This window comes from Paenibacillus lignilyticus, from assembly GCF_017942085.1.
Taxonomy (GTDB): domain Bacteria; phylum Bacillota; class Bacilli; order Paenibacillales; family Paenibacillaceae; genus Paenibacillus_Z; species Paenibacillus_Z lignilyticus.
Genome location: NZ_JAGKSP010000009.1, coordinates 242,882 through 263,338, shown reverse-complemented (window position 1 = coordinate 263,338; position 20,457 = coordinate 242,882). Strand labels below are relative to the sequence as shown.

Annotated in this window: 19 protein-coding genes and 1 pseudogene; 18 read left to right on the top strand and 2 right to left on the bottom strand. The window is 49.0% G+C overall.

Features of this window, described 5'->3' with window-relative positions; genetic code table 11:
- The 3 genes and pseudogenes from I8J30_RS21350 to I8J30_RS21340 all read left to right on the top strand — a co-directional run.
- Nucleotides 1-1,013: pseudogene (locus tag I8J30_RS21350) on the top strand (flagellar hook-length control protein FliK); the annotation flags it as partial.
- Nucleotides 1,010-1,324, top strand: coding sequence for an EscU/YscU/HrcU family type III secretion system export apparatus switch protein (locus I8J30_RS21345; RefSeq protein ID WP_210661523.1), 315 nt, complete (start codon nt 1,010-1,012; stop codon nt 1,322-1,324). The pseudogene I8J30_RS21350 and the gene I8J30_RS21345, both read left to right, overlap by 4 nt.
- 2 nt (nt 1,325-1,326) lie before the next feature.
- Nucleotides 1,327-1,731, top strand: coding sequence for a YraN family protein (locus tag I8J30_RS21340; RefSeq protein WP_210661580.1), 405 nt, complete (start codon nt 1,327-1,329; stop codon nt 1,729-1,731).
- A 70-nt stretch (nt 1,732-1,801) separates the two neighbouring features.
- Here I8J30_RS21340 and I8J30_RS21335 read toward each other — a convergent pair whose 3' ends face one another.
- Together I8J30_RS21335 and I8J30_RS21330 are read right to left on the bottom strand one after the other, a co-directional pair.
- Nucleotides 1,802-3,355, bottom strand: coding sequence for a YifB family Mg chelatase-like AAA ATPase (locus I8J30_RS21335; RefSeq protein WP_210661521.1), 1,554 nt, complete (start codon nt 3,353-3,355; stop codon nt 1,802-1,804).
- A gap of 119 nt (nt 3,356-3,474) precedes the next feature.
- Nucleotides 3,475-3,942, bottom strand: a complete 468-nt coding sequence (locus I8J30_RS21330) for a DinB family protein (RefSeq protein WP_210661519.1) — start codon at nt 3,940-3,942, stop codon at nt 3,475-3,477.
- Between the two features lie 288 nt (nt 3,943-4,230).
- Between I8J30_RS21330 and sucC the strand changes: the two genes are divergently transcribed.
- From sucC to fliI, 15 genes are all read left to right on the top strand, one after another.
- A complete protein-coding gene (gene sucC, locus I8J30_RS21325; RefSeq protein WP_090976562.1) occupies nt 4,231-5,391 on the top strand; it encodes an ADP-forming succinate--CoA ligase subunit beta in 1,161 nt (386 codons plus the stop codon).
- Nucleotides 5,392-5,448: 57 nt separating this feature from the next.
- Complete coding sequence (sucD, locus tag I8J30_RS21320) at nt 5,449-6,378, top strand: succinate--CoA ligase subunit alpha (protein WP_091218790.1); 930 nt, start codon at nt 5,449-5,451, stop codon at nt 6,376-6,378.
- Between the two features lie 180 nt (nt 6,379-6,558).
- Nucleotides 6,559-7,674 carry a DNA-processing protein DprA gene (dprA, locus tag I8J30_RS21315; RefSeq protein WP_240548241.1) on the top strand — a complete coding sequence of 372 codons (1,116 nt, stop codon included), beginning with the start codon at nt 6,559-6,561 and terminating at the stop codon, nt 7,672-7,674.
- A gap of 26 nt (nt 7,675-7,700) precedes the next feature.
- Nucleotides 7,701-9,803 (top strand): type I DNA topoisomerase, encoded by a 2,103-nt coding sequence (gene topA / locus I8J30_RS21310; protein WP_210661517.1) that lies wholly within the window; start codon nt 7,701-7,703, stop codon nt 9,801-9,803.
- Nucleotides 9,804-9,825: 22 nt separating this feature from the next.
- Entirely contained in the window at nt 9,826-11,190 is a 1,365-nt protein-coding gene (trmFO, locus tag I8J30_RS21305; protein WP_210661515.1) for an FADH(2)-oxidizing methylenetetrahydrofolate--tRNA-(uracil(54)-C(5))-methyltransferase TrmFO, read from the top strand.
- A gap of 228 nt (nt 11,191-11,418) precedes the next feature.
- Nucleotides 11,419-11,964 carry an ATP-dependent protease subunit HslV gene (hslV, locus tag I8J30_RS21300; protein ID WP_091218781.1) on the top strand — a complete coding sequence of 182 codons (546 nt, stop codon included), beginning with the start codon at nt 11,419-11,421 and terminating at the stop codon, nt 11,962-11,964.
- Between the two features lie 39 nt (nt 11,965-12,003).
- Nucleotides 12,004-13,410: an ATP-dependent protease ATPase subunit HslU gene (gene hslU / locus I8J30_RS21295; protein ID WP_210661513.1), complete on the top strand. Its 1,407-nt coding sequence runs from the start codon at nt 12,004-12,006 to the stop codon at nt 13,408-13,410.
- 33 nt (nt 13,411-13,443) lie between these two features.
- Nucleotides 13,444-14,214 carry a GTP-sensing pleiotropic transcriptional regulator CodY gene (gene codY / locus I8J30_RS21290; protein WP_210661511.1) on the top strand — a complete coding sequence of 257 codons (771 nt, stop codon included), beginning with the start codon at nt 13,444-13,446 and terminating at the stop codon, nt 14,212-14,214.
- Between the two features lie 249 nt (nt 14,215-14,463).
- Nucleotides 14,464-14,874, top strand: a complete 411-nt coding sequence (gene flgB, locus I8J30_RS21285; RefSeq protein ID WP_091218773.1) for a flagellar basal body rod protein FlgB — start codon at nt 14,464-14,466, stop codon at nt 14,872-14,874.
- A gap of 2 nt (nt 14,875-14,876) precedes the next feature.
- Nucleotides 14,877-15,326, top strand: coding sequence for a flagellar basal body rod protein FlgC (gene flgC, locus I8J30_RS21280; protein ID WP_091218770.1), 450 nt, complete (start codon nt 14,877-14,879; stop codon nt 15,324-15,326).
- 25 nt (nt 15,327-15,351) lie between these two features.
- Nucleotides 15,352-15,681 (top strand): flagellar hook-basal body complex protein FliE, encoded by a 330-nt coding sequence (fliE, locus tag I8J30_RS21275; RefSeq protein ID WP_420831246.1) that lies wholly within the window; start codon nt 15,352-15,354, stop codon nt 15,679-15,681.
- A gap of 43 nt (nt 15,682-15,724) precedes the next feature.
- Complete coding sequence (fliF, locus tag I8J30_RS21270; protein WP_210661509.1) at nt 15,725-17,290, top strand: flagellar basal-body MS-ring/collar protein FliF; 1,566 nt, start codon at nt 15,725-15,727, stop codon at nt 17,288-17,290.
- A gap of 20 nt (nt 17,291-17,310) precedes the next feature.
- A complete protein-coding gene (gene fliG, locus I8J30_RS21265; RefSeq protein ID WP_091218765.1) occupies nt 17,311-18,312 on the top strand; it encodes a flagellar motor switch protein FliG in 1,002 nt (333 codons plus the stop codon).
- Nucleotides 18,305-19,132: a FliH/SctL family protein gene (locus I8J30_RS21260; protein ID WP_210661507.1), complete on the top strand. Its 828-nt coding sequence runs from the start codon at nt 18,305-18,307 to the stop codon at nt 19,130-19,132. Before fliG ends, I8J30_RS21260 begins: the two co-directional genes overlap by 8 nt.
- On the top strand, nt 19,104-20,456 hold the full coding sequence (gene fliI, locus I8J30_RS21255; protein ID WP_420831245.1) for a flagellar protein export ATPase FliI: 1,353 nt from the start codon (nt 19,104-19,106) through the stop codon (nt 20,454-20,456). Before I8J30_RS21260 ends, fliI begins: the two co-directional genes overlap by 29 nt.
- Nucleotide 20,457: the final 1 nt, after the last annotated feature.

The following is a 20,457-nucleotide window of genomic DNA, read 5'->3' as shown; positions in this document are numbered from 1 at the left end:
ACGCGCAGCCGGCTCCGCCGACAACCGCCCCGCCCAGCGCCACCGGCGGCGGGGCGGCCAAACCGGCTTCGCCGGAGGCCGCAGCGCACAACCATGCCGCACACGCCGGCACTCCAGCTCCAACGCCGCAGCCGGCGGTATCATCTGCGAACTGGGTGGGCCAGATGATGAAATGGCTGGGCGTGGATCATGAGCGTTTGCTTGCAGCTGCAGTTACAGAAGATCAGCAGCAAGCAACGAAGCAGCCTGAGCTGCAGAAACAACCAACTGATCCTGTTGTTCAGAACGGACAAGACAACAAAGCAGCGGTGACAAACCCATCTCCTAAAGAAAGCCTGGATCGGAATGTCGCCGGTTTGATCCCTGATCGAGCTCAGCTGCAGCAGGGGAACACACCGCTTCCGGCTGTATTGCCTTCTTCGGATTCAGTCGGTTCGGTTAAGAACGCCGTCGATGATTCGCTGAAGAGCGCATTAATGACGCTTGCTTCTTCCGATGATGTGCCGTCGGCGCTACGGGACACGGCCCAGCAGCTCGTTTCGCATATTACCGGGCAGCAGTTGTTGTTATCCCCCGAGAAGACGAGCTCGTTGTTTTCGCATGTGACGATGTTTATCCCGATGCACAGTGAAGATGGGGGACAAACAGCCTCCGTACATATTCAAACAAGGCGAGGCCGCAAAGGTGAGCTCGATGCGGATAATTGCAGACTTTTGTTTGATCTGCGCATGAAATCGTTAGGGGATACCGTCGTAGATGTGCAGGTGGTTGATAAAATCGTCAGTCTTAACTTATGGAATGACCATCCGATGGCCGGTTCACTTATAGAGACATCCCGTGCCGAGTTGTCAGAGGCGCTGCAGCGTGCCGGCTATCAGCTGCTTACACTGAAAGCGACCCCGATGCCGGAAAGAATGGCAGTGCGCATGAACGCTCCCGATGCAACGGCAGTAGGAACAGGAGCGGCCGAGTGGTCGACGAGGCCTTACAAGGGAGTAGACTATCGCGTATGAACGAGAAAGAGAAGAACGAACAAGCCCAAGACGGCCTAATGCAGAATAAAAAAGCAGTTGCGCTCAAATATGAGCCGGGCGAGCGAAATGCTCCGGTCGTTGTGGCCAAAGGCCGCGGTAAGATGGCAGAAGCCATTCTGGACAAAGCTACCGAAAGCGGCGTGCCCATCCAAGAGGATTCCTCCCTTGTCGAAGTGCTTTCGAAGCTGGACCTGGATCAGGAAGTACCGCCAGAGCTGTATACACTGGTTGCCGAGATATTGTCGTTTGTTTATCGGTCGGATCGTAAGGCGGGAGGAAGCACGGATTGAGAGTGAATAACCGCACGACCAGAACCGATACTAGACAAGCGATTGGCAAGTTTGGTGAAGAGGAAGCTGTTCAATACTTGAAAAAGCAGGGATATGCGATCGTTCATCGGAATTGGCGATGTCGTATGGGGGAACTTGACATAGTAGCGAAATCGGAATCCGTACTAATCGTAGTCGAGGTAAGGACACGCAGAGCGGGCGGCAGGTTCGGCACAGCTGTCGAATCGGTCGATACACGTAAACAGCTGCAAGTCCGATCCATAGCAGAAGTATATTTGTCCATGAATAAGCTGCATCATACCGCGCTCCGCTTTGATGTCATTGCCATTACCGCTGCAGCCGTTCAGGGAGAATCACTCGAACCATATCAGGTCGCCGAACTCAAACATATCGAATCCGCTTTCTAAACCATCATTTCACACCTGACAAAAAAGAGATGGCCCCGACCCGGGCCATCTCTTTCTTCTATCCATACACCTACAACGCATGAAGCTTGCGATCCAGACTCCGATAACCGATTGCTTCGGCGACATGTTGGCTGTCTACGAGATCGCTGGAATCCAAATCGGCGATCGTGCGAGAAAGCTTAAGAATCCGATCATGCGCACGTAAGCTGACACCGAGGGTATCGAACGCTACGCGAAGCAGTTGCTCGGCTTCTCGCGATAGATGAACGGCTTTGCGAAGAGATGCGCCTGCGAGTTCCGTTAATGAACGCCCTGGATGGCTGGTTGTTGTTCTGGCCCGCTGACGTTCGGTGGCCGCCAGTACAATCTCTCTCATCTGTGCAGATGTCATACCGTTCGTCAAACCCTCTGTCGTAGGTGGTCTGGGTACTTCAATATGCATATCAATACGGTCCAGAAGCGGGCCGGAAATCTTCGCGCGGTAACGTGCCAGGACTAACTCGCTGCATACACAGCGATGTTCATCAGTGTCATGTCCGTAGTAACCGCATGGGCATGGATTCATAGAGGCGGCAAGGAGAAAAGAAGCCGGAAATCGGAACACGGCACGCGATCTGGCAATGGTTACTTCCCGGTCCTCGAGCGGCTGCCTGAGCACTTCAAGTGACGCACGCGAAAACTCCGGCAGTTCATCTAGAAATAACAGTCCTCGATGCGCAAGAGTGACTTCACCCGGTCTCGGAATAGACCCGCCGCCAATCAAACCTGCTGATGAAATCGTATGGTGTGGACTGCGAAAAGGACGTTCTCTCATTAATGTAGGAATGCCGCTCGGCAGCTTACCGGCTGCGCTATATATCTTCGTAACCTGCAGGGCTTCTTCTTCACCAAGCGGGGGCATAATACCCGGAAGTCGTCTTGCGAGCATGGTCTTACCTGTCCCCGGAGGCCCCGAGAGAAGTACATTGTGTTTGCCAATCGCCGAGATAAGCAAGGCGCGCTTCGCATGATGCTGCCCCAGCACATCCCCATAGTCACCGTAGACTGCCTCTCTGGAATTCAGTATATAGCGCTTCTCTGAATAACCGTCATATCGAAGCCGTTCCCATGAACGCTCATCCGCATTCGCTTCACCTAACTCACGCAAATGAGAAACAGCAAACAGCTGCATCCCTTCAATACATGCGGCTTCGGCAGCATTGGCCTTTGGCAACAGCACGTTGGTGATGCCGCTCAATCGAGCCTGCTCGACCATCGCAAGCACGCCCGGGATAGCCCGGAGCTCGCCATTTAACGCCAATTCACCCAGCACCAATACATGTTCAAACCATTTGCTCTTCAGCTGTCCACTCGAGGTTAGAATGCCTACAGCAATAGCCAAATCAAAGGCAGTGCCTTCTTTGCGAAGGTCTGCCGGCGCAAGATTGACCGTAATTCGTTCCATCGGAAAGGTGAATCCGCAGTTTTTGACTGCTGCTCGAACACGTTCGATCGACTCCCTTACTGCCGGATCCGGCAGTCCTACTACATTGACTTGGGGAAGACCATTCGAAATATCAACTTCCACAGCGATTGATTTACCTTCCACACCATAAACGCTGCCACTGCAAATTTGAGTATACATAACAAAAAAACACCTCCACCAAATAAGTCGGATGAAGGTGCTTCCTCACAGGTCCGTATGTAAGCAATGCTCTATTCGAATCATAGCTCAGCTGTAAAACAGCTGTCAACGAGATCGAATTACCCTGCGATGAATCGATCGATTTCATCTAAATGATGCCGGTCATGAGAGACGAAGTCATCCAAATAATGGTGAATCGTAAACGGGTTCCCGTCTCCATCAGTATAATCCATTTCCAGTTTCTCTTCAGACAGGGAAATCAGAAGCTTCCACAGCTCTTCTCGAACGGACATACATTCTGCGAGCAGCTGCTCTTTGTTGATCGATTCCGCATAGGCGGCAGCATGGCGATTAAACGTATCGAAATCCGAGTGTCGAAGTGTCAGCGGTCTGCCTTCGGCAATCGGACGGATTGCTTCTTGCAGAAAGTGTCGATCCCACAGCATGATATGACCGATTACGGAGCGGGTGGACCATTTGTCGGGCTTAAGCGGAGCGCTCCACACCTCTTCCGGCAAAGAGCGAAGAGAATTGGCGAATGGAATTAGGGATTGGAATGTTGATAGTAGACCGGAATAGGTATTCATCCAGCGACCTCCTAAATAAATGCATATTTACAGGATACAAGAACGTATGTTTGGTGTCAATATTTTGTTAAACTTAGGCAATACTAGTCAAGTAATCCTTATTTTAGCCATTGCATCTCCAAGATGACTGTTTTTGATCAATTCCATATCGATATGAGATGAAACTAATATCAAAAAAGATGGCTTTTTAGGCTAAAAAAATAGGAAACACATGACGAAACGTGTTACAATACTTATGGTTTTGTGTACATACGTAGGATTTGACTGCGGATAGGAGGATTTTCGTCAATGAATATCCATGAGTATCAGGGTAAACAACTGCTTAAGCAGTATGGGGTTGCCGTACCGGAAGGTAAAGTGGCGTTCTCTGTCGATGAAGCGGTGGCAGCAGCGGAAGCGCTGGGCACACCGGTTGTCGTTGTAAAAGCGCAAATTCATGCAGGCGGCCGCGGTAAAGCGGGCGGCGTTAAAGTTGCCAAAAATTTGGATGAGGTTCGCACTTATGCAAGCCAAATTCTGGGCAAAGTTCTCGTAACCCACCAAACGGGTCCTGAAGGTAAAGAAGTGAAGCGCCTGCTTATCGAGCAAGGCTGCGACATCAAGAAAGAGTACTACATCGGTCTTGTTGTTGACCGCGTAACCGGACGGATCGTCATGATGGCATCCGAAGAGGGCGGCACGGAGATCGAAGAGGTTGCTGAGCACTCGCCGGAGAAGATTTTCAAAGAAGTGATCGACCCAGCGGTCGGACTTCAAGTATTCCAAGCGCGTAAACTGGCATACTCGATCAACATCCCTAACGAATTGGTCGGCAAAGCGGCTAAATTCATGCTATCTCTGTATGCGGCTTTCGTAGAGAAAGACTGCTCGATCGCAGAAATCAACCCGCTCGTCGTAACAGGCGACGGCAACGTTATGGCGCTTGACGCCAAGCTGAACTTCGATTCCAATGCCTTGTACCGTCATAAAGACATCTTAGAGCTTCGTGATTTGGATGAAGAGGATGAGAAGGAAATTCAAGCGTCCAAGTTTGATCTGAGCTACATCGCACTCGATGGCAACATCGGCTGCATGGTTAACGGCGCAGGTCTTGCAATGGCGACAATGGATATTATCAAGTACTACGGCGGCGACCCTGCTAACTTCCTGGACGTAGGGGGCGGTGCGACCAAAGAGAAAGTTACGGAAGCGTTCAAAATCATCCTCTCCGATGAGAAGGTGAAGGGCATTTTCGTTAACATTTTCGGCGGTATCATGAAATGCGATATTATCGCAGACGGTGTTATTTCAGCGGCTAAAGAGCTCGGTCTTGACCGTCCGCTCGTTGTTCGTTTGGAAGGCACTAACGTGGAACTGGGCAAGAAGATGTTGAACGAATCCGGACTAAACATCGTGGCTGCAGACTCCATGGCCGACGGTGCACAAAAAATCGTCGCGCTGGTAAAGTAAGACTTAATTGTCGCACTTTACGCGGCATACGAATTCATTTAGGGGATGTGAGTTTCGATGAGCATTTTGGTAGGCAAAAACACAAAAGTCATTACCCAGGGTATTACTGGTGCCACAGGGTTGTTTCATGCGAAGGGCGCCCTGGAATACGGTACCCAAATGGTTGGCGGAGTTACGCCCGGCAAGGGCGGAAGCAATGTTGACATTACACTAGATAACGGATCAGTAGTTTCGCTTCCTGTATTCAATACAGTTGCAGACGCTGTTGCCGCAACAGGCGCTACGGCGTCCGTTATTTATGTTCCGCCCGCATTCGCGGCAGATTCCATCTTGGAAGCTGTAGATGCAGAGCTGGATCTGGTTATCTGTATTACAGAAGGTATTCCGGTTATCGACATGATTAAAGTAACGCGGTACATGGAAGGCCGTAAAACGCGCCTGATCGGACCGAACTGCCCGGGCGTTATTACGCCGGGTGAATGCAAGATCGGCATCATGCCGGGCTACATTCATACAAAAGGCCATGTAGGCGTCGTTTCCCGCAGCGGAACGCTCACTTACGAGGCTGTACATCAGCTGACTACTCGCGGAATTGGTCAATCCTCCGCAGTAGGTATCGGCGGCGACCCTGTTAAAGGCTCGGAATTCATTGATATCTTGAACATGTTCAATGAAGATCCGGATACTTACGCTGTCATCATGATCGGTGAAATCGGCGGCTCTGCTGAAGAAGAAGCGGCAGAGTGGGTTAAAGCAAACATGAAGAAACCGGTTGTCGGCTTCATCGGCGGCGCAACTGCACCTCCGGGCAAACGGATGGGACATGCCGGTGCGATTATTTCCGGCGGCAAAGGTACTGCAGCTGAGAAAATCGCGACGCTTGAGAAATGCGGCATTCGCGTAGCACCTACGCCTTCCGAAATGGGTTCCACCCTTGTTAGTGTTCTGGAAGAGCGCGGCATGCTGGACAAATGCAAAACGCACTAAAAGTTTAGCAACACAACTATAGCTTCAATTAAAGGTAAGCAACCTTTCGATTTGCCCCCTATGGGCTTTCGGAGGGTTGCTTTTTTTTATTATTCAGAGCAGTTGGCTTGCATTCTCTTTGCCGCACGTTCACAATAAGGGAGAATGCGAGCCGTCAAATTGAAAGGACGGAGCATATTAATGAAGGAATACATTCAAGAACGAGAAATGCTGCTTACGTTGCATGAGACGCCGGGTGTAGGCTGGCACTCGATTCGCAAGGCTGTGGAGTACGGGGAGTGGCGGTTATTCGAACGATTCTCGCCCGAAGCATGGATTTCTTCAGTCGGTTTAAAGCCGGATCAGGCAACGGCGATTTCAAATGCGTTTTCAACGGTTAGAGCGGAAGAACGTCAGGCTCGGATGTCGAAGCACGGCATTCAAGTCATCACATGGTTCGATGACAGCTATCCGAAACTATTGCGCGAAATCCCTCAGCCTCCTTGGATACTATACGCAATTGGACGTGTAGAGCTGTTGCACCGACATGCGATCGCTATCGTAGGAACCAGAGGACCGACTGCTTATGGCCGCAAAACAGCTTCAGACCTAGCTAGGAAGCTCTCTGAGCGAGGATTGACCGTCATTAGCGGAATGGCGAGGGGAATAGATGCATTAGCCCACGAAGGCGCGCTGGAGGGCTTTGGAAGCACTGTTGCCGTATTGGGCACCCCGGTGGATCGGATTTATCCCCTAGAAAACCGTGGACTCTATGAGCAAATTGTGAGAAAAGGTGTCGTCATTTCGGAGGTAGCCCCAGGCACTCCATTTCATCCCGGTTTGTTCCCGCTGCGCAATCGCATCATAGCCGGACTATCATTAGGCACTGTTGTCGTGGAGGCCGCTGAACGGAGCGGGTCCTTGATAACAGCCGACCAAGCACTGGACATGTCACGGGATGTATTTGCCGTTCCCGGTCCGATCTCTTCACCGAAGAGTGCCGGGACCAACGGGCTGATTCGTCAAGGCGCTAAGCTTATCACCTCCGTGCAAGATATTTTGGAGGACTATGAAGGACTTCTCCCGGCATCGGAAATTTCGAAGGCGCAAGTAGGTTTAAAGTCTGAATTGCAAGCCGAGGATTTGGATGAGAATGAAGTTGTTTTACTTCAATTGTTACAGGATGGTCCTCTATCAATTGACCGTCTGCATGAGCTTTCATCCTTTCCTTTTGGACTTTTGCATTCAGTTCTGATAAATTTATCTATAAAACGGAAGATTGAACAGCATCCAGGTTCCATATATAGTGTAATGTAGCATGCATTGGAGAGGAGGGCGCATCAATGGCAGATTCACTAGTCATCGTCGAGTCACCGGCAAAGGCGAAAACAATCGGCAAATATCTTGGGAGTAAATTCATCGTCAAAGCATCGATGGGTCATATCCGAGATTTACCGAAGAGCCAGATCGGTGTAGAGGTCGAAAATGATTTTAACCCAAAATATATAACGATTCGTGGAAAAGGGAGCGTCCTGAAAGAATTAAAAGACGCCTCCAAAAAAGTAAAAAAAGTCTATCTCGCAGCTGACCCGGATCGCGAGGGTGAAGCGATTGCGTGGCATTTGGCACACTATCTGGAGATAGATGAGAGCGACTCCTGCCGAGTTGTATTTAATGAGATTACGAAACAGGCCGTGAAGGACGCATTCAAATCGCCGAGACCTATTAATATGGATCTTGTAAACGCCCAGCAGGCGCGCAGGATACTCGACCGTCTGGTTGGTTATAAGATCAGCCCGCTGCTGTGGAAGAAAGTGAAGAAGGGGCTGTCTGCGGGACGGGTGCAATCCGTAGCCGTGAAGCTGATTATCGATCGCGAGAATGAGATCGATGCCTTTGTTCCTGAAGAATATTGGTCGATTACAGCTCAATTGAAGCAAGGCTCCACCACCTTCGAAGCGAAATATCATTCTCTTAACGGCGGCAAGCGCGAGCTTGGTAACGAAGCGGATGTTCAAGAGGTGCTGCAAGCCATGGGTTCTTCCGCTTTCACCGTCAGCGAAGTGAAGGAGAAGGAACGCCAGCGCAACCCTGCGGCTCCGTTTATTACAAGCTCGCTTCAACAGGAAGCAGCGCGTAAGCTTGGCTTCCGCGCATCCAAGACGATGTCGGTTGCCCAGCAGCTTTATGAAGGGGTTGACCTAGGCAAGGAAGGGACAGTCGGTCTCATCACTTATATGAGAACGGATTCGACTCGCATCTCGACTATCGCTCAAGAGGAAGCGAAGGCTTATATCGAAGAGAAATATGGACCTGCCTTCGCACCGGAGCAGCCTCGTGTTTATGTGAAGAAGAACAGCAACGCGCAGGATGCGCATGAAGCGATTCGTCCGACATCCGTGCTTCGTGATCCGGACACGATGAAAGAGTATCTGAGTCGTGATCAATTCAGGCTGTATAAGCTTGTTTGGGAGCGTTTCGTTGCCAGTCAGATGGCTTCGGCTGTGCTGGATACGATGACCGTCGACTTTAACGTCGGTAACGGCGCTGTGTTCCGGGCTGTAGGTTCCAAAGTGAAATTCCATGGATTTATGAAAATCTACGTCGAAGGCAACGATGATGGCACGACGGACGAAGAGAAATTCCTCCCGCCTCTGTCGACCGGAAATGTTGTCGGCACGGAATCCGTTGAGCAGAAGCAGCATTTCACTCAGCCGCCGCCGCGGTATTCTGAAGCGCGTCTTGTACGGATGATGGAGGAAGTGGGCATCGGTCGTCCAAGTACGTATGCACCAACGCTTGAAACGATCCAGAAGCGCGGATACGTAGCCATCGAAGAGAAGAAATTCATTCCGACGGAGCTTGGTGAGCTGGTTATTCAAATGATGGAAGAGTTTTTTCCGGAAATTCTTGATGCCGAGTTTACCGCGCACATGGAGGATGACCTTGACCATGTGGAAGACGGAAAAGAGGACTGGGTGAAGGTTCTGGCTAATTTCTACTCCTCGTTCGAGAAGCGGCTTGAGGTTGCTGAGGACGAGATGAAGGAAGTTGAGCTGCAGGATGAAATATCCGATGAGCTTTGCGAGAAATGCGGTCGTCATTTGGTATACAAAATGGGCCGATTCGGCAAGTTCCTGGCTTGCTCGGGATTCCCGGACTGCCGCAATACGAAGCCGATTGTCAAAGATATCGGTGTTCCTTGTCCGAAATGCGCGGAAGGGAAAATTATTGAACGCCGCAGTAAGAAGGGACGTTTCTTCTACGGCTGTGATCAGTACCCTGGCTGCGACTACGTGTCGTGGGATAAACCGACTACTAAGCCATGCCCGCAATGCAACAGCTTAATGGTAGAGAAGCGGAATCGCAGCGGCGCGAAGCTGGCCTGCACGCAGTGTGAATATAATGAAGAAGTACCTGAGGAGCAAGAACCGGCTGAAGGTTAAGATTGAAAGGATGGTAAGTTCATTGTCAGAATTACAACGTGTGACAGTCATCGGCGCAGGTCTTGCGGGCAGCGAGGCTGCTTGGCAAATCGCTTCGCAAGGAGTGCCTGTTACGCTTTACGAGATGAGACCGGCGACTAAGACGCCGGCTCACCATACGAATAATTTCGCCGAACTGGTATGCAGCAACAGCTTGCGTGCAAACGGGCTGGCTAACGCTGTCGGTGTGCTTAAAGAAGAGATGCGCAGAATGAACTCTTTGATTCTGGATTGCGCGGATCGTAACGCGGTTCCCGCAGGCGGCGCGCTTGCCGTTGACCGTGACGGCTTCTCCGGCGATGTGACGAGAATTTTGAAGGAGCATCCTCTGATTGACGTGCGGACGGAAGAAATGACGGAAATTCCGACTGAGGGCATCGTCTTAATTGCGACAGGTCCTCTGACGGCGCCGCGTTTATCCGCCCAAATTCAAGAGCTGTTAGGTCAAGAATATTTCTATTTCTATGACGCGGCTGCTCCGATCGTGGAGAAGGACTCCATTGATATGACGAAGGTCTACCTAGCTTCACGCTATGATAAGGGCGAAGCGGCTTATCTCAACTGTCCGATGACAGAAGAAGAGTTTGAGCGTTTCCATGAAGCTCTGACAACGGCTGAGACTGCCGAAGTGAAGGAGTTTGAAAAAGAGCAATATTTCGAAGGCTGTATGCCGATTGAGGTGATGGCCAGCCGCGGTAAGCAAACGGTGTTGTTTGGCCCAATGAAGCCTGTTGGTCTAATTAACCCGCATACCGGCAAGCTGCCTCACGCCGTCGTTCAGCTTCGTCAAGATAACGCAGCAGGCACGCTGTACAATTTGGTTGGCTTCCAAACTCATCTCAAATGGGGTGAACAGAAGCGGGTTCTATCCTTGATTCCGGGATTGGAAAATGCGGAGTTTGTTCGTTTCGGCGTGATGCACCGCAACACCTTCATCAACTCACCGAAACTGCTTCGTTCTACCTATCAAACCATCAGTCGTGAAAATTTATTCTTCGCCGGTCAAATGACCGGAGTTGAAGGTTATGTTGAATCCGCAGCTTCGGGTCTGATTGCCGGATTAAATGCAGGCCGATTGGCTCGCGGCTTAGAACCGCTCGTCTTCCCTGCGGATACTACGCTCGGCAGTATGGCGCAGTATATCACAACGGCTGACTTCAAGCATTTCCAGCCGATGAATGCGAATTTCGGCTTATTCCCGCCGCTAGAGAAGCGGATGCGCAGCAAGAAGGATAAGAACGATGCAATTGCTAATCGCGCTTTAGAACAGCTTGCTCGCTTTAAAGAAGAGCAGCTTGGTTATCCTGCTGAGCCTGCACCGGCAGAAGCGGAAACGGTCACAGAGTAACGATACAACCAGAACAGGCAAAAGAGCAGCGGCTTCGATCGATTCCTCGGCCGCTGCTTCCTTTTTGCATAAACAGGTTCTCATCTATTAGGAGTTTTTGCAAAACTCAAGCTATTCTAACGAAGTAGTATTGTTATCGTTATCTGAAAGATTATGTTCTTCGCGAAACTTAATCCTATCCTTACGAAGCAGTTTCGCGCATGCGAGACTTTTAGGAGGTCATAAATGATGGAAATGCAATTTCATGCGACAACGATCTGTGCGGTACGGCATAATGGGAAAGGTGCTATTGCCGGCGACGGGCAAGTGACGTTTGGCAATAGTATGGTTATGAAGCACCATGCGAAGAAAGTTCGCCGCTTGTACCGCGGGCAGGTTATTGCCGGTTTTGCCGGTTCGGTAGCCGACGCGATCTCGCTCTTTGAGAAGTTTGAAGGTAAACTAGAGGAACATCACGGCAATTTGCAACGGGCTGCGGTAGAGCTTGCGAAGGATTGGCGCTCTGATCGGGTACTGCGGAAACTCGAAGCGATGATGATCGTTATGGATGCGACGGGCTTGCTGCTTATTTCCGGCGGCGGCGAGATTATTGAGCCGGATGACGGTATTTTGGCTATAGGATCTGGCGGCAGTTTCGCACTTGCGGCAGCACGTGCGCTCCATCAGCATGCGCCTCAGCTCGAAGCGAAGGATATGGTGAAATCGGCACTTGAGATTGCAGCCGATATTTGCGTGTTCACGAACCGAAATATTATTGTGGAAGAAATAGGCTAATTTAAGCTTTTACTACGGACTCATTTGGAGGGATCGGAAATGTCAAATGAAGCTATGACACCGAAGCAAATTGTGACGGAGCTTGATAAATATATCGTTGGTCAGAAGCCGGCCAAAAGATCGGTAGCGGTCGCACTGCGCAATCGTTATCGCAGAAGTCGGCTTGATGAAGCTATCAGAGACGAAATTGTTCCGAAGAATATTCTGATGATCGGACCTACAGGCGTCGGTAAAACAGAGATTGCAAGACGATTGGCGAAACTGGTCAATGCACCTTTCGTTAAAGTGGAGGCAACCAAATTTACTGAAGTCGGTTATGTAGGCCGTGATGTAGAGTCAATGGTTCGTGATCTCGTTGAAACGTCGATTCGGATGGTTAAGCAAGAAAGAACCGAGAAGGTGAAAGATAAAGCGGAGAAACAGGCGAATGAGCGCATCGTTACTTTGCTTGTGCCGTCCGCAGCTAAACCAAAAAGCCAGAAGAATCCGCTGGAAATGCTCTTTGGCAGCACGCAAGGCTCGAAAGAGCCGGAAGTCGAGCCGGAAGAGTCCGCTTCCGTAATCGAACGGCGCAAGCAAGTGAAGGAACAACTCGCAGCGGGTAAGCTTGAGAACGAGATGATTGAAATCGAGGTAGAGGATAACTCGCCGAATATGCTGGATATGCTTGCAGGACAAGGCAATGAAGGCATGGGCATGGGCGCGAACATGCAGGAGCTGTTCGGGCAATTGATGCCGAAGAAATCGAAGAAACGGAAGTTGCCTGTTAAAGAAGCCCGCAAAGCGCTGACGCAGGAGGAAGCCAACAAGCTAATCGACATGGATGATGTGATCACCGAATCAGTCAGCAGAGCAGAGCAATCGGGCATTATCTTCATAGACGAAATTGACAAAATAGCAAGCTCTTCAAGAGGCTCGGGACCCGATGTTTCCCGTGAAGGCGTGCAGCGTGATATCTTGCCGATCGTTGAAGGATCTACCGTGATGACAAAGTACGGCCCGGTAAAAACAGACTATGTCCTGTTTATTGCTGCAGGTGCTTTCCACATGGCTAAACCATCCGATTTGATTCCGGAGCTTCAAGGCCGATTCCCGATTCGAGTGGAATTGACGAATTTAACTCTGGAAGATTTTGTGAAGATTTTAACCGAGCCTAAGAACGCATTGACCAAACAATACACAGCGCTTCTGGAAACGGAAGGGATTACAATTACCTTCTCCGATGACGCCATTCGCGAGCTTGCATCCATTGCGGCAGAAGTAAATAAAAATACGGAAAATATTGGCGCGCGACGCCTTCATACGATTTTGGAGAAGCTGCTTGAAGATTTATCCTTCGAAGCGCCCGAGCTTTCTCTCGAAGAGCTGGTAATCACTCCGGAGTACGTCCGCGAGAAATTAGGCAGCATTGCGAAAAATCGCGATTTAAGTCAATATATACTGTAAAGGATCGGTAAGGAAAGTAGGGGGCATAAGTTAATGATTTTATTGGCAAAAACAAGAACGCTTAACCGTCTGCTGCAGCGTGCGGCAGGCGGAGCGCTCAATTTTCGTGAAATGGCAGAGGTGCTCTGCACAACGATTCAAGCCGACGTGTTCGTCGTAAGCCGCAAAGGCAAAGTATTGGGCTGCGCGGCAGTCGGTCCGTTCCAGCATGAACAGCTGCGCGCATTGCCTGCCGCAGATTTGCGTTTTTCAATCGAAAGCAATGAACGGTTTATGAATATGCAAGAAACTGTCAATAATGTCGCTCCGGATGAAGGGATCAGCGAGTCGTTCCCCATGATGGCCGGGCAGCGCAAGATGACAGTAGTTCCGATTGTAGGCGGCCGTGAACGAATCGGTACTTTAATTTTGCTGCGCAATGCGGAGCCTTTCGGTGATGACGAGTTAATTTTGGCGGAATACGGCAGTACGATCGTGGGCATGGAGATATTGCGTGAACGAGCAGAGGAAATTGAACAAGAGGCAAGAAGCCGCACGGTTGTCGCCGTGGCAGTGGGCTCACTCTCGTTTAGTGAACTTGAGGCGGTCGAGCATATTTTCGAAGAATTGGATGGCAAAGAAGGGCTTCTTGTGGCATCCAAAATTGCAGATCGGGTTGGGATTACCAGATCCGTTATCGTCAACGCGCTTCGGAAATTGGAGAGTGCCGGCGTGATCGAAACACGTTCATTGGGAATGAAAGGAACTTACATTCGTATACTAAATACCCAGCTTCTCCAGGAGCTAAAAAAGAACAAAAATTAAAAAATTAGACAGTTACATTACAAATTCATTCATAAACCAGTACAATAATCCCATTTCAAGGTCCTATCTTCGACAAAGATAGGGCTTTTTTCTTATTGTAATAAATTAGGAAAGTGAGGAAGATTAACTTGACGGAAAACTTCGACACAACTCTCTCATATTTTTAATAATTCTTTGTCGAAAGAAGGAGGAATGAGAGGGATTCTGTTGAATTAATATATTACACAGAATGGAAAGTGGGGTTTTTCAGTGAACCTGTTGAATGGCCCGGAATTCAGTCGATTACAGGGTGCTATGAATGCTGCAGAAATGCGCCAACGCATCATCTCCAACAATATAGCGAATGTAGATACGCCGAAATTCAAGCGCTCTGAGGTTGTTTTCGAACAATTGCTGGAGCAAAGCATGGGCGGTAATAACTTCCAAATTAATGGAAAAAGAACGAATGCACGTCATATTCCGATCGGCGCTTCATCCGCTGTTCCAGGGGCTCGAATCATCACGGACGAATCAAGCGTAATGAACAACGACATAAACAATGTCGACATTGATCGAGAAATGTCGCTTCTTGCAAAAAATCAATTGAACTACAATTACTACGTTCAACAGATAAATCATGAAGTGAAAATGATGAGATTAGGCATCGAAGGGAGAGCTTGAGTATGAGATTAACCAACGGATTTGATGCCAGTGCATCAGCTTTGACTGCTCAGCGGCTCCGTATGGACGTTATTTCCTCGAATATCGCGAATGCCGAAACGACGAGAGCGAATTTTGTGAATGGTCGTTATGAACCTTACAAACGCAAATTGGTCGTTCTGGAACCGAATGCGAAATCATTTGCCGACGTACTAAACGGACAGTTGAACGGCAAAGCATCTTCTCCGGGTGTTAAGGCATCACGCATCATCGAAGATCAGACCCCATCGAAGCTGGTTTATAATCCGAGCCATCCTGACGCCGACGAGAACGGTTATGTAAAGATGCCTAACGTCGACGTGCTGAAAGAGATGGTAGACATGATCTCCGCTTCAAGATCTTACGAAGCCAATGTTACGGCATTGAACGCAACGAAAGGGATGTATATGAAAGCGCTGGAGATCGGTAAATAAACAGAGATAAAGCGGAGGGATACCATTGATTAACCCATTGTCATTGAATATGCTGCAATCGCAAAATATTAAACTATTTGATTCGGGTATGGAGAAGACTGATGTAAATGCGCCGACTGCTTCCGCTTCGGATATGACGAAATCGTTTAGCGATTTCCTGAAGAACGCATTGGATGGTGTCAGTGCACAAGAGAAGGACGTACATACGATGACGGATCAATACTTACTAGGCAATGTGGATATATCGCAAGTTATGGTTGCCTCACAGCAGGCAGAACTCGGCTTGCAGCTCACCTCACAAGTCCGCAATAAAGTGATCGAGGCTTATCAAGAAATAATGCGGATGCAAATCTAATAGCAGCATGAATGGCATTAGAGCATAACAGTGAGGTGAAATTGTGAACGAGAAATTTGCCCAGTATCGAGCAAAAGTTGCTCAATATTGGAATGCAATGGAGAAGAGACAGAAGATTTGGCTGGGAGCCTCGGTAGGCGTACTTGTTCTGACAATTGTATTGCTGACTATGATTTTCTCAAGAGTGAGTTATGAAGTCGCGTTTCGCGATTTGGATAGTACGGATGCTGCGGCAGTAATGGAATATTTGGACACGAGCAAAATTCCTTACAAGCTTGAAAACGGCGGACAGAGCATTCTGGTTCCGGCTGCGGATGCCGCAAAGGTTAAAATCGAAGCGGGCTCGCAGGGGATTGTTCGAAACGGTTCAATCGGGCTTGATATTTTCAATGATACGAATTCCATGTTTGGTTCAACGGATCGTGAATTCGACGTGAAATTAAGAAACGCTTTGAATGGAGAAATTCAGCAGCTGCTTAACGGTATGCAAGGCGTTCAGAAATCGAATGTTCTCGTAACGATACCGAATGAATCCCCGTTTATGACAGAAGAAGAGAAAGAACAGTCTTCTGCTGCAATTACAATGACTTTCCGTCCGGGCTATCGACCTAGTCAGAAAGAAGTTGACGGCTACTATAATTTGGTGAAAAGCTCGATTCCTAATATCAAGATCGAGAACATTACGATCTCAAGTCCCGAAGGCGAACTGCTTGCATCGGATGATATCGGAGGCGCAGCCACCGGCGGAGATTTAATTGAAACGCATTACCAGCTGCAGCGGAAATATGAAAATGATCTAAAGCAAAAAATCCAAACGTTCCTGGCACCGATGGTGGGCATGGAAGATCTGGTTGTCAATGTTTCCAGTTCGCTTAATTTCGAGAAGAAAGTTTCGGATCAAAATCTCGTAAGGCCGCTTGAGAACAATAATGGCAACGGAATAGTAGTGAGCGAATCTCAGAATAACAAAACCGCAACCGGAGCAGGCGGAGCCGGCGGCGTAGCCGGAACAGGCGAGACGGATGTTCCCGGATATACTGCGGATCAAGGCGCCGGCGGCACCTCTGAAGAGAACAGTCGCACAACAAACTATGATTTTGATAAGATTCATAATCAAATCGAATCAGGACCCTATGCTATTAAGGACTTATCTATTAGTATCGGCGTAGAGAAGAGCAAACTTAATGACGAATCGAAAAATGATATTAATAATTTCCTAACATCTCTGATTCGATCGCAATTAGTAGAATCAGGTCAAGATGTAAATGATGACGCGTTGATGGCCAAAAAGGTTTCAATCATGGCGCAAACTTTTGTCGAAAACGGCAGTGCTTCTACTTCTGCAATCTTATCGACAGGCTGGTTAACCGCTATCGGACTTGCAGCGCTTGCTATAATTGGCGGACTTGGTTATGTCGTTGTAAGACGTCGCAAACAAGCAGCTCAAGCAGAAGAACTTGCAGCAAATCAGGCGAAAGTCGAATATCCTACAATCGATTTGGAAACCGTCCAAAACGAAAGTCAAGTACGCAAGCAGCTTGAAACACTTGCCAAGCGCAAACCAGAGGAATTTGTTAATTTGCTCCGGACTTGGCTTGTTGATGAATAGAGGTGGCCAGGGTGGCAAGAATGCATGGATTCAGCGGTCGACAGAAAGCGGCAATATTGTTAATCTCGCTCGGACCTGAAGTATCCGCTCAAATCTTCAAACATTTGAGAGAAGAAGAAATTGAACAGCTGACGCTGGAAATCGCTAATGTTCGCAAAGTAGATACGCTGGACAAAGAAACGATTTTAAATGACTTTCATCAAATCTGTGTTGCACAAGAATATATTTCGCAAGGCGGCATTACCTATGCTCGTGAAATTCTAGAGAAGGCGCTCGGCGAAAGCAAGGCGATGGAAGTTATCAACCGCTTAACCGCGACATTGCAAGTTCGGCCTTTCGACTTTGCCCGCAAAGCGGAAGCGAGCCAGATTCTCAACTTCATTCAGAACGAGAATTCGCAAACGATCGCATTGGTGCTTTCTTACTTGCAAGCAGAGCAAGCTTCTCAGATTCTTTCTTCGTTACCGCAAGAGAAACAAGCTGAGGTTGCTCGCCGAGTAGCGCTGATGGACAGCACTTCTCCGGAAGTGATTTCGCAAGTGGAACGCATTCTCGAACAGAAGCTTTCAGCTACCGTTACTCAAGATTACACAAGTGCGGGTGGTATTGAATCAATTGTTCAAATATTAAATGGCGTCGATCGCGGAACAGAGCGTACGATCCTGGACGCGCTTGAGATTCAAGATCCGGAGCTGGCAGAAGAAATCAAGAAAAGAATGTTCGTTTTCGAAGATATCGTCAATATCGATAACCGTTCGATCCAACGTATTATCCGCGATATCGAGAATGCCGATCTGCAGCTTGCGCTTAAAGTTGCCAGTGAAGAAGTTCGAGAAGCGATCTTCCGCAACATGTCCAAGCGTATGGCTGAGACGTTCAAGGAAGAAATGGAATATATGGGACCTGTCCGGCTGCGTGACGTTGAAGAAGCTCAAACCCGCATCGTAGCAACGATCCGTAGACTCGAAGAGTCCGGTGAAATCATCATCGCCCGTGGTGGAGGGGATGATATCATTGTCTAAGTTGTACAAATCTTCGCATGTCATATCAGTAGAAGATTTAAAGCGGCTTGAATGGTATAACAAATATGTTCAAACGCCTGCGCCTGATGAAGAGCAAAGCGAACCTGCAGGGCCAAGCGCGGAAACACTTACCATGCGTGATCAAATCCTCGACGATGCTGAACAATTCGCCAAGCAGCGCATTCAAGAGACAGGCGAGCAGATTGAGACGATGCACTCAGAGGCTAATGCCCAAATTGACCAATGGTGGTTAGAACGTCGTCTGCAGGACGAACAGCTGATGGAGCAAATTCATCACGAAGGTTTCCAGCAGGGCTACCAAGAAGGCAAGGCGCAAGCCGAGGCGGACGTACAGGCTCACTGGGAAGTGATGCTGACGGAAGCCAGGGCGATTCTCGATTCTGCTTATGAAACTAAGGAACAAATCATTCAAGAAGCGGAACCATTCGTTGTTGCGCTCAGTACCGCAATTGCCGAGAAGATCATTCAGAAGCAATTAACGATTGATCCGAATTGGTCACTGGATATCATTCGCAAGTCGCTGGAACGACGAAGGGAGCATGGCGTTATCACGTTATGCGTTTCTCCTCTGCAGTTAACGTTCGTACAGGCGGCGCGTGAAGAATTGTCACTCGTCATTGATTCCCAAGCCGAATTGCAAATTGTGCCGGATGTTTCGGTCAAGGAATTCGGTTGTGTCATCCGTTCTTCATTTGGCAGCATCGATGCACGAATTGATACGCAGCTGACGGAAATCAAACGCGAACTCATCCAATTAGCGCACCAAGCGGATGAACGAGGAGAAGCTGATGACTACTAATAGGTTGGATGTAGATCGCTACATTGAACATTTGCGTCCTATTGATCCTGTTCGCGTCAATGGCAAGGTCACACAGGTTATTGGGTTAACCGTTGAATCCGAGGGACCGGACGCCAGCATCGGCGATGTTTGCTTAATCTATCCAGCGAAGTCTACAAAGCCGCTGAAAGCGGAGGTCGTCGGTTTTCGCAATAACAAGGTAATACTGATGCCGCTTGGCGAGCTCCAGTCTATCGGACCGGGCTGCGATGTGGTTGGTACCGGCAAGCCTCTAACCGTGCAGGTTGGTTCTGACTTGTTAGGTAAAGTGTTAGATGGTCTCGGACAGCCGCTGGACGGATCATATATTTCAAGCCGGATGCCGCATCATTCTACTCATAATCTGCCGAGCAATCCGCTTTCAAGACCGAGAGTTAAAGATCCTCTCAGCATTGGTGTCCGTGCGATCGATGGCTTGTTAACCGTAGGTCAAGGTCAGCGTGTCGGTATTTTCGCCGGCTCCGGTGTAGGGAAAAGTACACTTCTCGGTATGGTCGCAAGAAACACTTCGGCTGACGTCAACGTGATCGCTTTGATCGGTGAACGTGGTCGGGAAGTGCTTGAGTTCATGGAGAAGGATCTTGGCCCTGAAGGACTTGCTCGCTCCGTAGTCATTGTTGCAACCTCTGACCAGCCTGCATTAATTCGGATTAAAGGCGCGCTTATCGCCACGACCATTGCGGAATATTTTCGTGATCGAGGACTGAATGTCATGCTGATGATGGATTCCGTAACACGTTATGCAATGGCACTTCGTGAAGTGGGACTAGCCATCGGCGAACCTCCTGCAACAAGAGGGTATACGCCTTCAGTGTTTGCTAACTTACCGAAACTGCTGGAACGTGCAGGAACGGGCGAACGAGGCTCGATTACAGCATTCTACACCGTCCTGGTAGATGGTGACGATATGAATGAACCTATTGCCGATGCGGTTCGCGGAATACTGGACGGACATATCGTGCTCAGCCGTGCTTTAGCACATAAAGGTCATTTTCCTGCGATCGACGTACTTCAATCGATTAGCCGGGTCATGAAGGAAATTGTGCCCGAAGAGCAGCAAGACGCAGCGAATGAACTGAAACGTTTGCTCGCTATTTATAAAGATTCGGAAGATCTGATCAATATTGGGGCGTACCAACGCGGTTCTAACGAAAAAATTGATCAAGCAATTGATTCTATCGACAATATCTGGTCCTTCACTCGTCAGAAAACGACCGAAAAGGTTGGCTATGAAGAATCAAAAAAGAGGCTCATTCACGAATTTCATGCCTCACATGGGAGATGAA

Bases quoted from the DNA above. Each gene is read 5' to 3' on its own strand.
- dprA (WP_240548241.1), top strand. From the start codon at position 6,559: ATGAAGGAATACATTCAAGAACGAGAAATGCTGCTTACGTTGCATGAG.
- fliI (WP_420831245.1), top strand. From the start codon at position 19,104: ATGAACGAGGAGAAGCTGATGACTACTAATAGGTTGGATGTAGATCGC.
- hslU (WP_210661513.1), top strand. From the start codon at position 12,004: ATGTCAAATGAAGCTATGACACCGAAGCAAATTGTGACGGAGCTTGAT.
- sucC (WP_090976562.1), top strand. From the start codon at position 4,231: ATGAATATCCATGAGTATCAGGGTAAACAACTGCTTAAGCAGTATGGG.
- sucD (WP_091218790.1), top strand. From the start codon at position 5,449: ATGAGCATTTTGGTAGGCAAAAACACAAAAGTCATTACCCAGGGTATT.
- topA (WP_210661517.1), top strand. From the start codon at position 7,701: ATGGCAGATTCACTAGTCATCGTCGAGTCACCGGCAAAGGCGAAAACA.
- hslV (WP_091218781.1), top strand. From the start codon at position 11,419: ATGGAAATGCAATTTCATGCGACAACGATCTGTGCGGTACGGCATAAT.
- I8J30_RS21330 (WP_210661519.1), bottom strand. From the start codon at position 3,942: ATGAATACCTATTCCGGTCTACTATCAACATTCCAATCCCTAATTCCA.
- fliG (WP_091218765.1), top strand. From the start codon at position 17,311: ATGCATGGATTCAGCGGTCGACAGAAAGCGGCAATATTGTTAATCTCG.
- I8J30_RS21335 (WP_210661521.1), bottom strand. From the start codon at position 3,355: ATGTATACTCAAATTTGCAGTGGCAGCGTTTATGGTGTGGAAGGTAAA.
- codY (WP_210661511.1), top strand. From the start codon at position 13,444: ATGATTTTATTGGCAAAAACAAGAACGCTTAACCGTCTGCTGCAGCGT.
- I8J30_RS21345 (WP_210661523.1), top strand. From the start codon at position 1,010: ATGAACGAGAAAGAGAAGAACGAACAAGCCCAAGACGGCCTAATGCAG.
- flgC (WP_091218770.1), top strand. From the start codon at position 14,877: ATGAGATTAACCAACGGATTTGATGCCAGTGCATCAGCTTTGACTGCT.